This is a genomic window from Rhodococcus sp. ZPP, assembly GCF_017656075.1.
In the GTDB taxonomy this organism is placed as follows: domain Bacteria; phylum Actinomycetota; class Actinomycetes; order Mycobacteriales; family Mycobacteriaceae; genus Rhodococcus_F; species Rhodococcus_F oxybenzonivorans.
In genome coordinates this window covers 4,499,416-4,511,986 of the sequence record NZ_CP058638.1, presented here as the reverse complement: position 1 = coordinate 4,511,986, position 12,571 = coordinate 4,499,416, and the positions used below count along the sequence as shown (strand labels likewise).

Sequence of the window (12,571 nt, the reverse complement as noted above, 5' to 3'; positions counted from 1 at the left end):
TCCTAATTGGATTTACGGTGCCGCTGGGTAGCAAGTTTGGTGGCAACGAGGTGGCCGGAACCGGCGCCCAGTCCGGCTCCGGGATGAGTGGACGCCCCGATGTGCCAGAGCCCGTCCACGCAGGTCCGATGCCGTCCGGCCTCGGGTAGTGGGCGCCACAGGAAGCTCTGATCCAGCTCGGAACTGCCGCCGTAGGGGTCCCCGCCGACGGCATTTTCGTTGTATGCCGCGAGATCGGCCGGCGAGATCACGTCCGTTCCGAGGATCTTCAGACCAAAGGTGTGCGCGTCCACGCGATCGATGACCCGCTGGGCGTAGGCCTTGGCCAGTTCCGAGGTCCAACCGTCCGCGGTGTTCAGCTCGCCGGCGGCGTCGCCGAGCGGTTCGTACGGAACTTCCTGCAGTTGCAACCAGAGCGAAGCGGCACCGGACGGAACGCGCGAGGGATCCAGGAGGGATTGTTGCCCCACCACGACTGTCGGGTTCCTGGGAAGAAGACCGGCCTCCGCTTCCGCACGGGCAATACCGGTACTCGCCGATCCATCCGAGATATGCACCAGGGGAACCTCATCCAGGCGGGCATCGCGCCACTGGGGTGATTCGGACAAGGCGATGTGAATCTGCATCTCACCGCGCCCGTACCGGTACCGCTGTGCCTGGGCCCGCAGCGGAGCAGGACTCGCCTCGGGAGGCAGCAAGGACCCGTACAAGGCGGTGGGTGTTACCGACGCCAGTACGGCGCGCCGGGCCCGGTAACGTCGCCCTGCCGTCTCCACCCCGGTCGCACGGTTTCCCTCGACAATGATGCGATCGACGCGGGATCCGGTATGCACCTCGACGCCCAACTCGTCGAGTAGTCCCCGGAATGCCTGGAGCAGTCGTGCCGAGCCCCCCTCGACGACGGGCAAACCGAACCCGTGGACGGTGGCCGCCAGCACCGGAATCATGAAGCCCCCGGAGGCATTGTCCGGCGACAGACCCGCGTGCAGCAGCCACGGCACCCACAGGTGATCTACCTCGGGACCGACATACTCCCGAGAACAATAGGCGCGGCCCGATGCAGCGAGGTCTCGAAGCCACTTCTCGGAACCGCGCCGCCCGTTGGTTCTGAAGAAGCGCGCGAGTAGTGGAACGACTCCGGCGCTGCGGATTTCGCTGCCCATCATTCCGCCGATCACCGGCGCGTTGCGACCGAACCGGTGCAACGCTTCCAGATAGGCAGTCGCGTCTTCTTCGTTGCCGAAGCCTGCTGCCGTCAGCTCCGGATCGCGGTACGCCAGGGTGACGCGGCCGCTGTCGGCAACGCTCGCGGTCACGGCCTGGTCGGTGTTGCAGAACCTCAGCCCGTGACGGGCCAGGTCGTCGCCGAGCGCCGTGTGCGCGGGGCCCGACACGAACAGTGGGTACCAGGAAGAGAACGTGTCGTGCACGTAGCCGGGCACCGTGCGCTCACCGCTCCCGACGAACCCACCGATCTCCGGATTACTCTCCAGGAGTGCCACTTTCCAGCCAGATCGCGCCAACATGGACGCGGCGACGAGTCCGTTGATTCCGGAACCGACGATGACGGCATCGAATTCGTTGTGCATCACATTCCCTTCGACTGTGAGCCACAACACTATTGGCACCGAAGCGGTGAAGCTATCCTCTTTGCGCGCGTCTTATCCGAATGCCGCTCACTTCTGCAACGACCCGGTGCCGATGTGGGTGACGCGCCCCTGGCTGGATGTCGAGGGCCAACCCGTGGACGTTCGTCATCTAGTTCACTGCCCTGTGAGTACTTATTAACCGCCCGCGGTTAATAAGTACTCACAGGTCTCATGGTGACGCCAGTCACATCTGTTGACTTGCGGGGCCTTCAGACCATCTACTTAGGCGGCCCTCACAGAGGGCAGGCTAACCGTTCTCGCGCTTCAGCCGAGGCTCACCCCCCCGGGTGATCCGGAGCTGGCACGCAAGGATCACATGCGCCGCGTGCGGGGGCCCGGCGACTAACGACAAGGACATACTCTCGTGGCTTCTTCCACCAAGCGGCGCCTGGCCGGCGCCGGCGTCATCGCCGGACTCTCCGCCCTCACACTGATCGCAAACCCCGCCATCGGTTCCGCAGCGATCACCGGTGCGGCGACCGTGACCGCGGACGCCGGTGCAGGCACGATCACCACCTCGATCACCGGACTGAACACCACCAAGCCGTTCGTCAAGTGCGAGGGCACCGTCTACAGCGCCGACGCAACGGTCCTCGACTCCACGACGAAAGTCGGTCAGAGCTTCCTCGTGACCGGTCCGACCATGGTGGCCGGTCAGGTGCTGACCAATGCGTCCGGCGTCGGCACCTCGGCTGTTTTCCCCGACGGCGAGTACCAGGTGCGCACGAAATGCAAGGAGGAGGGCGACGTCGACTACCAGGACCCCATCGCCCCCGTGCGGGTCACTGTGAGCTCGACCACCCCGGGCGGTGGCGGCCTGGACTTCGGTCTCGACGGTCTCCTCGAGCTGTTCGGCGGATTCGGTAGCTAACAGCTGGAGCGGCGGTGGCCACGTCTCGGACCTGGCCACCGCCACCCGCTGCGTCGAGCGACAGTCATCTGCCCGGGTGACAGCGCATTGTCGGGCGTTCGTCCACATGCCCGTCGGATCGTCCTTGCGGCGATCACATTTGTAACGGAGCCTCTCCCAGCTCGTATACAGTCACAGCGTCTTGACGATACGGCGCAGAGGGAGCAAATTCATGCGGCGAGCCTTCAGGGCATTGATGGCGGCGATGCTCGGTGCCATCTTCCTTGCAATGACAGTTCCGGCACCGGCAAGCGCCGAACCACTCTATCCCTGGCCCGACCCGGATCCGTTCTACCTCGCTCCCGCCGATCTCGCGGCAATTCAGCCGGGCGACGTGGTTCGCACTCGACGGATCGACACGTGGATGTACGCCAACTCGGACGGCTGGCAGATCGCGTTCCGTTCGACGAATTCCGCCGGGAATCCCATTCTGGCGGTCACGACGGTGCTGCTCCCCCGGGGCGTCGCGAATCCACCGCTGGTGTCGTATCAGGCGATCGTCAATTCGCTGGGTACCAAGTGCGCGCCCTCACGGGCTCTGTTCAACCTGGAGATGCAGGAATCGCCGGGGATGTATCTGGGCCTGCAGCGGGGATGGGCCGTTTCGGTGCCGGACCACCTCGGCCCCACCGGTGCGTACGGTGCCGCCAAACTCGGCGGCATGATCACGTTGGACAGCATTCGCGCGGTTCAGCGAGTATCCGAATTGGGCCTCACGAACAGCCCCGTAGCCTTGGCGGGCTACTCCGGCGGCGGAATGGCAAGCGCCTGGGCGGCGGCGCTCGCACCGACCTATGCTCCCGAGCTGAAGCTTGCCGCAGTGGTACAGGGCGGAATTCCGGCTGATCTCGAACAGATGGCCGAGGGGCTCGGGTTCAACCCGCACCCCGGGTTCGGGCTCGCTTTCGCGGCGGCCGTCGGCCTCGAGCGTGAGTACCCGGAACGGCTGCCGGTGTCGTCGCAGCTCAACGAAACAGGTCTGTGGCTGCGCGAATGGATGAGCAACGAGTGCCGGCGATTCCTTCTGTTCCACGGCGCTTTCCGGAACGCTGGCCAGCTGGCCGCGTCGACCAGTCTTATGGCGAGTTCGACCGCACGCCAGGTGTTACGGGAGAACAGTCTCCGCTATTTCGAAGGTGTGCCGACCGCGCCGGTCTACATGTGGCACGGCACCCTAGACGGGCTCACGCCCTTCGATTCGGTGGCAGAGGTGGCCCGTCGATACTGCTCCGCCGGAGCAAACCTGACGTTCGTGCCGTACGAGATCTCGGAGCACATGACCACTGCTGTGGTGGGTTTCCCCGATGCGTACGAGTTCATCGCAGCGCGATTCCGAGGTGAGCCTGCGCCCACGCGCTGCTGAAGCGGGGATCCGTCACGCGAATGACCGGCGCCCTCAGCGTCGTCACGGCCCACAGTTGTCGAGGAGTATCGCCGCGGCCGATCTTGCTGCAGTGGCAGGTTCGGGCGACTCGGAGATGGCGGCGGTCGTCTGTGCGCCCTCCGCGAGCAAAGCGATCTGGAGCCCGACGATCGGCGCGCAGCCGGCCTGCACCGCCAGGTCGGTGACATAGTCGATGAACTGCTTCTTGTGACTGTGTGCTGACTCCGCGACCGCGGGCATGGTGCTGCCGAGCTCACCGAACGAATTGATGAAGGCGCAACCGCGGAACTCGTCCTCGTGGAACCAGGCGTCGAGAAAGTCGAATATCGACAACAGTTTCTCGCGCGGAGTGTCGTGTCGGCTCGCCTCCGCGCGAATGCCGTCGTTCCACATCGCGGTACGCCCTTCGAGGACGCCGGTAACGATGGCAGCCTTGGACGGAAACAGTGCGTACATCCGCTTGAGGGAGATCCCGGCGGCGGTGCGTAACTCGTCCATGCCGACCGACTGGATGCCGCGCGCATAGAAGAGCGCATCGGCCGATTCGAGCACCGCCGCTTTCGCTGCGTCTACATCCACGTCACTTACCCCTTGCCCAGAGAACCAGCGTTCTCTAGAGTAGTCCACGCACCGGAGAACGCACGTTCTCCGGTGAGTCGAGGATCAAGGAAAGGCGTCACCATGGCATATATCGAGGTCGGCACCGAGAACAGCACCCCCATCGAGGTGTACTACGAGGATCACGGCACAGGACAACCCGTCGTCCTCATCCACGGCTACCCGCTCGACGGCAACTCCTGGGAGCGCCAGTCGGCAGCATTACTGACAGCCGGATACCGGGTGATCACGTACGACCGACGCGGGTTCGGGCAGTCCAGCAAGCCGACCACCGGCTACGACTACGACACGTTCGCCTCGGATCTGAACACCGTGCTGACCACACTGGACCTGAACGACGTCATCCTCGTCGGATTCTCGATGGGCACCGGCGAGCTCGCCCGGTACGCCGGCATCTACGGCACCGATCGCGTCGCCAAGTTCGCCTTCCTCGCATCCCTCGAGCCCTTCCTCCTACAGACCGACGACAACCCGACCGGTGTGCCACAGTCGGTATTCGACGGCATCGAGGCCGCCGCCCGCGAAGACCGGTTCGCCTGGTTCGACAACTTCTACAAGGACTTCTACAACCTCGACGAGAACCTCGGCAGCCGGATCAGCGAAGCCGCCGTACGCAACAGCTGGAATGTTGCGGCCGGAAGCGCACCCGTTGCCGCGTATGCCGTCGTGTCCAGCTGGATCGAAGACTTCCGTGCCGACATCAAGAAGGTGCGCGAGTCGGGCAAACCTGCCTTGATCCTGCACGGGACGAAGGACAACATTCTCCCGATCGATGCCGCCGGGCGTCCGTTCCACGAAGCGTTTCCCGAAGCGCAGTACGTCGAGGTCGAGGGCGCTCCGCACGGACTGCTCTGGACCCACTTCCAGGAGGTCAACGACGCCCTGCTCGACTTCGTGAAGTAGTCGAATCGGGTGTCCTTCCGCACCCGGCGCCGTCGCAGATCCGTGAAGAGGCCGACAGCCGCTTCACGGTCTCGGCGGGCCGGTGAAGGGGAACCATCGCAGGAAAGGGCAGCTCTATCGGGTGTGCAGACTCTTCACCACTGCTTCCGCCACAGCGCGGGCGCTCCCCGGGTTCTGCCCCGTGATCAGCGTCCCCTCCTCGACCACATAGGTTGCGAACGGTTCGTCGGCGATGCTGTAGTTCGCTCCCAGCTTTTTCAGCTCGTCCTGAAGACTGAACGGGACGGCGTCGGCCCGTTGTGCCGCCTCCTCTTCCGGCCAGGAGAAGCCGGTGACATTCTTGTTTTTGACAAGCGGAGTGCCGTCGCTGAGGGGAACGTTGAGCAGGCCGGCCGGTCCGTGGCATACCGCCGACACGATCCGGTCGGATTCGTAGAATTTTGCCGTCACTGCACCGAGGTCGTCACCGCCGAAGTCGAACATCACACCGTGGCCGCCGGTGAAGTAGATGGCGTCGTATTCCTCGACGGCGACGTCAGTAACTTTCTTCGTGTCACAGAGAAGATCCATGAACTCGCGGTCGCGGTAGCGCTTGTCGGTGCCGAGGTCACCGAGCACGTCGTGAGCGAGGCTCTCCGGGTCGATCGGTACGTAACCACCTGCAGGGCTGACAATGTCGACTTCGTAGCCGTTATCGGTGACGTAGTCGTAGAAGTGCGTCAGTTCGCCCAGCCACAGACCTGTCCGATAGCCGACCTTCTGATATTCGGCGACGTTCGTCACGACGATGAGGATGCGGTTCTTGGTGGCCATGGTGGTCTCCTGATCGGGTACGAGGTTTCAGCGGCGTCGGGCAGCGGCCGACCGGCGCGGTATCAGAGACATTCGGTACCGAGTGTGGTGGCAGCGCCCCTCAGAGAAGTGTCGTCGTTCTCGCATGCCATAACAACCAGCATTCCCATCCGTTCGGGCAACGCCTACCACTGAACGCTGCGTTGATCCCAGCTCCGGGAGCACTCGGTGAGAACGTCCACCAGCGTGTCGCGTTGCTGAGTGATCACTTCGTGTGACGCGATGACGCCCACGGCAGCAACGGTTTTCCCATTGTCCCGTACTGCGATGGAGACACCGTCACCTTGCTCGGAGGCATTGGGGGAAGCGCATATCCCAGTTTGTTCGATCTCAGGCAATGCCGCGAAGAATTTGTCGACGAGGGGTTGCTCATCCTCGCCGACATTTTTCAGGTACGCCCAGAGATCCCGCTTTTCCATGCCCGCGAGCAATACCCAACCGCCGGAGGTGCGGATGAGGGAACGCCGCACGTAGTTCTCGGCGAGGTAGGCGAACCGGGGGTCGGACGAGCAGTAGTCGACGTAGAAGATGTCCGGTCCGACTGCAATGGACAGTACGGTCGTCAGGCCGGCCCGTTGGTGCACCTCTTCGAGGTCGGCATGCGTCACCGTCGAGACGGGCTGCCGCCCTGCCAATCGGTTGAGCAGATACGGCGCACTGCCCAGGGAGTAGCGCCGGTCGTGTTCGCCCAGATATCCGGTGGCGACGAGACCGTTGACCAAGCCCTGAACCGAACTGATCGGGGCCGAAAGCTCTTTTGCTATCTCGCTGAGGGTGATTCCGCCACGAGCCCGCGCAACGCATTCGAGGATCGAGGCGATGCGATCCACGGTGCGATGACGAGCGCGGGCCCGCGCCCCTGTTGCGCCCTCCGGTTGCACCACGACAATTCCTCCTCGGTAGTCGCTCGGCGCGACTGCGACCCACCCTATCAGATACGTATATACGTAATCAACTCCAGTATTGCGTAGACGTGGCTCGAGGTGCCATAGTCGTTGAAGCCACCTCGAACGAACCCATGTCGGCTTGAACGGAAAGACCACCACCATGAGCACCCTCAGACTGGTTCCCCCGGTCTCCGCCGATCCCCACGCCGCGGACGCCCTGCGCGCCGAGGTTCGCGAATTCCTCGCCGGCCAACGCGCCGAGGGCAAGATCGGCCGGGACGTCGACTGCTGGCTCACCGGATGGGACGAGGACTTCTCCCGCGCCCTGGCCGCCCGCGGTTGGCTCGGCATGACTGTGCCCGTCGAGTACGGCGGCCACGGCCGTAGCCACCTCGAGCGGTTCGTCGTCACCGAGGAATTGCTGGCTGCCGGGGCACCCGTCGCAGCGCACTGGATTGCCGATCGGCAGATCGTTCCGTCGCTCCTGAAGTACGGCACCGAAAATCAGAAGCAGCAATACCTGCCGGCCATTGCGAGTGGTGCGTGCTATTTCGGTATCGGTATGAGCGAACCGGATTCCGGTTCCGATCTGGCGAGCGTTCGCACCAAGGCCACCCGGGTCGACGGCGGCTGGTCGATCACCGGCACCAAGGTATGGACCTCGGGCGCACACCGTGCTCACGCATTCTTTTGCCTTGCCCGCACCACCGCGGTCGATCCCGCGCACCGGCACGACGGACTGAGCCAGTTCATCGTCGATCTGCATTCCCCGGGTGTCGACATTCGGCCCATCGTGTCGATGAACGGCGAGCACCACTTCAACGAGGTCATACTCGACGACGTCTTCGTCGCCGACGACATGGTGTTCGGCACCATCGGCGACGGCTGGCAACAGGTCACCTCCGAATTGAGCTTCGAACGCAGCGGTCCCGAGCGATTCCTGTCCACGTTCACCTTGCTGGCAGAAACCGCCGAGCAGATGCGCAGCAGTGCGATCCCCCGGCATACCGACCTCGGCCGTTATGTCGCCCGCATCGCCGGTCTGCATCAGATGTCGACCGCCGTCGCCGGCGCGCTCGAACGCCGGGAACCGGCCGATACAGCTGCCGCCGTCGTCAAGGTCCTGGGCACGTCCACCGAGGGCGACATCGCCGATTTCGCCGACCTGCTCACCGGTGACTATTCGCCGGATCGGGCCGAATACCACGACATGCTCGACGACGCCGTCGTGCAACGCCCCGGATTCACTCTCCGCGGCGGTACCAACGAAGTTCTGCGCGGCGTGATCGCGCGAGGATTGGGGATGCGCTGATGACTGCACCGTTCACGGTCGACCACGACCTCGTCGAGATGATGTCCGCGGTCTTCGCGAGCCACCGCGAACAGAACGAGCCGGAGAGCGGCACCGCCCCCTGGGATACGGGCTTGTGGAGCCGGCTGGACGAGCTGGGTTTGGTCCGGCTCACCGGCCGGGAAGAAAACGGGGGCAGCGGCGCGGGCTGGTTCGAGGCCGCCGAGCTGATCCGCGCGTCCGCCTCTCACGGCGTCCGAATTCCATTGGTCGAACACGACTTGCTGGCCGGGTGGCTTCTCGAGGTCACCGGCTCTCCTGTCGATGCAGCGCGCCGCACGGTATGCGTGCTCGACAAAGAAGGAATGGCCTCCGGCGTGCCCTGGGCAGCCCAGTCCGACAAGGTCGTTCTCGTCTGGCGGAACGGCGACACCTACCACGTCGCCGACGTCGAAACCTCGACGCTGGACATCGCTCCCGGCACCAACGTTGCCGGCGAACCGCGCGACACCGTCACCGCCGACACCACCGTTCTGTCGGGCACCCCGATCGCGGATGCCGTCGTCGACCAGTTACTGCTGCGCGGCGCACTGGCACGCGGACTGCAAACGTGCGCCGCACTCGCACGCATCCTGGACCTCTCGATCACCCACACGACCGAACGCACCCAGTTCGGGCGTCCACTCGCCAAGTTCCAGGCCGTCCAGAACCTGGTCGCCGACATTGCCGCAGAAGTCGCCCTTGCCCGCGCCGCTACCGACGCCGCCCTCATCGAAGCTGTCCGCACCGACTGGTCCGGACCCAACCTCGAGTTCCTCGTCGCCGCTGCCCGATCTTGCGCAGGCCACGCCACCTCCGTGGTGGTGCGCAACGCCCACCAGGTGCATGGCGCGATTGGCACCACTCGCGAGCACCGGCTGCACGAATTCACCACACCCGCTCTCGCGTGGCGTTCGGAGTTCGGCTCGGTCCACTACTGGGACGAAAAATTGACCGCGGCCGCCCTCGAAGCAGGGCGCGAGGGCCTCTGGGCCCTCGTCACCGCCTGAACACCTAGCTCCGCCTCGCCGACACCCTGCGCGTCGACGCTCGACTCTGACAAGGAATACAACATGGCTGACCTGGAATACACCGTCACCGGCGGCGTCGGCACCATCCTGCTCAATCGCCCACACCGTAAGAACGCCTTCACCTTCGACATGCTGGACGCCTGGGCCGAGGCGCTGCGGTCGGCACGCACCGACCCGGACGTGCGCGTCGTGCTCGTCACGGGTGCCGGAGGATCGTTCTGCGCCGGCGTGGATCTCGACGACTTCTCGGAGATCACCTCCACACTCGGCCGTCAGCAAGTACTGCAGGACCGCGTTCACCGCGTAGCCGCGGCTGCCCTCGACCTCGACAAACCACTGATCGCCGCCGTCGACGGTGTCGCGGTCGGCGCAGGCATGGACATGGCCCTGGCCTGCGACATCCGTCTCGCCTCGACTCGGGCGCGCTTCTCGGAGGCGTATGTACGGGTCGGGCTGATCCCCGGTGACGGCGGTGCCCACCTGCTGCCCCGCATCGTCGGTCAGGCACGCGCTCTCGAACTGCTGTGGACCGGACGCTTCGTCGAAGCCCAAGAAGCCCTCGACCTGGGCATCGTCCTGTCAGTACACTCCCCGGAGGAACTGCCTGAAGCCGCCCAGGATTTGTGCCGACGCCTTGCCGACGGTCCCCCGGTCGCGATCCGCGCCATCAAGCGTCTTGTGCGGAATGGCGAGAACGTCGACTTCAGAACGTCGCTGTCGATGGTGGCCGCCGAGCAAGCCGTCGTGCAGTCGACCCAGGACTCCGCAGAGGCCGTCGCGGCCTTCCGTGAGAAGCGCGCACCCGCCTTCGTCGGCGAGTAACAGAAGTCACCGAACGCATCGGCAGTCACTCACGAGCGCCCAGAGCGGCACCGAGAAGACCACCGATCTGCGCCGAAACTTCGCGAACGAGGTGGGCGCTGTTCGCGACCATGTCCGTGAGGCTCGAAGGACCCTTGGCGATGGAGAACGCCGAAACGACTCCAGAAGAAGCAATTTCGGCAGCCGACAGCTGAACCGTTCCCGCGATCACGACGACCGGGCAACTCGGTGGGGTGACGTCGAGGACGCCGCGGACGACCTTCCCTCGCAGCGACTGCGAGTCGAACGAACCCTCGCCCGTCAGAACCACGTCTGCATGAGCGCAGATGTCGCGCAGTCCGACGACGTCCGAGACCAAACGGGCTCCGGGTGTGAGTTCGGCTCCCAGAAGTGGCACCAGGCAGGCCGGCATTCCACCGGCAGCGCCCGCTCCTGGATGCTGGGCGATGTCGATACCGGTCGCAGCTCTAATGATCCGCGCAAGGTGCTCAAGCCCGGCGTCGAGGTCGATCACGTTCTGTGGTGTCGCCCCCTTCTGCGGACCGAACACCGCTGCCGCGCCGGATGATCCACACAATGGGTTGTCGACGTCTGTGGCGACGCGCCACCGGACGTGACGGGCGCGCGGATGAAGCTGGGAATCATCGACAGACGCGATACTCGCAAGGCCGGCTCCACCGGGTTCCACCTCACGACCGTCGGAATCGAGGAACCGCATCCCGAGTGCTCGGAGAAACCCCGTCCCGCCGTCCGTGCTCGCCGATCCGCCGATGCACAGCACGATTTCGCCGACGCCCTGGTCCAGCAGAGTATGCGCGATGACACCGACGCCGTAGCTGTCTGCGCGCATGGGCTGCAGGGGGATATCGGACACCTGCGGAAGACCGTTCGCTTCGGCGGCTTCGATGATGCCGACCACTCCGTCATTCGAAATTCCGTATCGAGCCGTCCGTGCCCGCCCCACCGCGTCGGTCGTATCGAGAAATCTTGGAACGGCGTGCCAGTTGGCGAGTAGTGCATCCAGGGTGCCCTCGCCGCCGTCGGCAAGGGGGCACTCGATGATGACCGTGTCCGGACCGAGCGCACTTCGCACACCTTCGGCCATCGCTGCGGCGACCTCGGCAGCCGTCAGACTCCCCTTGAAGGAGTCGGGCGCGATGACGACCGTGGGGTGACGACGAAGCATGCGACGGAGCCTAGGTCACTATCGGGCCCTTCGCAGGGGCAGAGGAACCAGATTTCATCCGGCCGGACGAGGCTCGAGGTATCGAGGACAGCAGCTGTCCTGAATGGCTTCTAGCCTGATGCCAACCGAATGAAAGGAGATCCGATGACGCTCGTTCCGCGCAGGTCAGAGCGACCGTGCCACTCGAAATCCGAGATCGTCGATGGAGAACGACGGGTGACTGCGACGACGGCACGTCGCCCCACATCCTCGGGCTTCCTCGGCCCAGCTCCCGCCGCGGAAGGTTCGGTACGAGCCGTACACCTCGGCGTCGTACACATCCCAGCACCACTCCCACACGTTCCCCAACATGTCATGGAGGCCCCACGCGTTGGGCGCTTTTCCGCCCACCCCATGGACGTGTCCGCCGGAATTGCCGCTGTACCAGGCGATGTCGTCGAGTTCGCCGTATCGGTATCCGGATGTTCCTGCTTTGCAGGCGTACTGCCACTCCGCTTCGGTGGGAAGACGGTATCCGTCGGACTCGCGAGTGCACGAAACATGCCGGCCGCCGTCGGTCACCGAGTAGTACTCCGTCAGCCCCGATTCCCGCGACAGCACATTGCAGAATTCGACGGCGTCGTGCCACGAGACATCGACCACCGGCGCGGCGCCATTGGAGGAAGACTTCGCGGAATCGTTCATGATGCGGGAATACAGCGAAGCGGTGACGGGGCTGCGCGCGAGGAGGAAGCTCTCGAGTTCCACCGTCCACGCCGACGCTTTCCGGTCGTCTCTCAACGCAACTTCGCCGACAGGGATTCGGGCCATCGCGACAGCGAGGCCGACCCTCGGATTCGACATGGAACGACCCTTCGCGATCAGCTGGATTACCGTGCAACATTCTTCAAGGCATTAGACCCAGCGGGCATCACGCGGTCAAGGCTTTCACTCAGCCGACCTGTCCGTCACCGGTACAGAAAGGCCGCCGTCCCCTTGACCTCGAGTGAACTCGAGGTA

General features: G+C 64.5%; 12 protein-coding genes. 6 read left to right on the top strand and 6 right to left on the bottom strand.

Annotation, left to right across the window (positions count from 1 at the left end):
• Positions 1-2: 2 nt before the first annotated feature.
• Positions 3-1,589 (bottom strand): NAD(P)/FAD-dependent oxidoreductase, encoded by a 1,587-nt coding sequence (locus HYG77_RS21100; protein ID WP_208960477.1) that lies wholly within the window; start codon positions 1,587-1,589, stop codon positions 3-5.
• A 424-nt stretch (positions 1,590-2,013) separates the two neighbouring features.
• Here HYG77_RS21100 and HYG77_RS21095 point away from each other — a divergent pair, with 424 nt between their 5' ends.
• Both HYG77_RS21095 and HYG77_RS21090 read left to right on the top strand, forming a co-directional pair.
• Entirely contained in the window at positions 2,014-2,520 is a 507-nt protein-coding gene (locus HYG77_RS21095) for a hypothetical protein (protein ID WP_208960476.1), read from the top strand.
• Between the two features lie 235 nt (positions 2,521-2,755).
• On the top strand, positions 2,756-3,922 hold the full coding sequence (locus tag HYG77_RS21090; protein ID WP_208963467.1) for a lipase family protein: 1,167 nt from the start codon (positions 2,756-2,758) through the stop codon (positions 3,920-3,922).
• Positions 3,923-3,964: 42 nt separating this feature from the next.
• On the opposite strand, the gene HYG77_RS21085 is transcribed toward HYG77_RS21090, so the two are convergent.
• Entirely contained in the window at positions 3,965-4,522 is a 558-nt protein-coding gene (locus HYG77_RS21085; protein WP_109333174.1) for a TetR/AcrR family transcriptional regulator, read from the bottom strand.
• 102 nt (positions 4,523-4,624) lie between these two features.
• On the opposite strand from HYG77_RS21085, the gene HYG77_RS21080 reads away from it, so the two are divergent.
• The gene (locus HYG77_RS21080; protein ID WP_208960475.1) at positions 4,625-5,464 is read left to right on the top strand and encodes an alpha/beta hydrolase; all 840 of its coding nucleotides are present in this window, start codon (positions 4,625-4,627) and stop codon (positions 5,462-5,464) included.
• 114 nt (positions 5,465-5,578) lie between these two features.
• Here the strand turns inward: HYG77_RS21080 and HYG77_RS21075 are convergent, their stop codons facing one another.
• Positions 5,579-6,277, bottom strand: a complete 699-nt coding sequence (locus HYG77_RS21075) for a type 1 glutamine amidotransferase domain-containing protein (protein WP_208960474.1) — start codon at positions 6,275-6,277, stop codon at positions 5,579-5,581.
• 164 nt (positions 6,278-6,441) lie between these two features.
• Positions 6,442-7,200 carry a helix-turn-helix domain-containing protein gene (locus HYG77_RS21070; protein WP_244372991.1) on the bottom strand — a complete coding sequence of 253 codons (759 nt, stop codon included), beginning with the start codon at positions 7,198-7,200 and terminating at the stop codon, positions 6,442-6,444.
• 163 nt (positions 7,201-7,363) lie between these two features.
• Here HYG77_RS21070 and HYG77_RS21065 point away from each other — a divergent pair, with 163 nt between their 5' ends.
• The 3 genes from HYG77_RS21065 (at position 7,364) to HYG77_RS21055 (ending at position 10,386) form a co-directional block, all read left to right on the top strand.
• Positions 7,364-8,515, top strand: coding sequence for an acyl-CoA dehydrogenase family protein (locus tag HYG77_RS21065; RefSeq protein ID WP_208960473.1), 1,152 nt, complete (start codon positions 7,364-7,366; stop codon positions 8,513-8,515).
• The gene (locus tag HYG77_RS21060) at positions 8,515-9,543 is read left to right on the top strand and encodes an acyl-CoA dehydrogenase family protein (protein ID WP_208960472.1); all 1,029 of its coding nucleotides are present in this window, start codon (positions 8,515-8,517) and stop codon (positions 9,541-9,543) included. Before HYG77_RS21065 ends, HYG77_RS21060 begins: the two co-directional genes overlap by 1 nt.
• A 63-nt stretch (positions 9,544-9,606) precedes the next feature.
• Positions 9,607-10,386, top strand: coding sequence for an enoyl-CoA hydratase-related protein (locus HYG77_RS21055; RefSeq protein WP_109333209.1), 780 nt, complete (start codon positions 9,607-9,609; stop codon positions 10,384-10,386).
• 25 nt (positions 10,387-10,411) lie between these two features.
• Here the strand turns inward: HYG77_RS21055 and HYG77_RS21050 are convergent, their stop codons facing one another.
• Both HYG77_RS21050 and HYG77_RS21045 read right to left on the bottom strand, forming a co-directional pair.
• Positions 10,412-11,572, bottom strand: coding sequence for a glycerate kinase (locus HYG77_RS21050; protein WP_208960471.1), 1,161 nt, complete (start codon positions 11,570-11,572; stop codon positions 10,412-10,414).
• Positions 11,573-11,737: 165 nt separating this feature from the next.
• Positions 11,738-12,415 (bottom strand): SUMF1/EgtB/PvdO family nonheme iron enzyme, encoded by a 678-nt coding sequence (locus HYG77_RS21045; RefSeq protein WP_244372989.1) that lies wholly within the window; start codon positions 12,413-12,415, stop codon positions 11,738-11,740.
• Positions 12,416-12,571 lie beyond the last annotated feature (156 nt).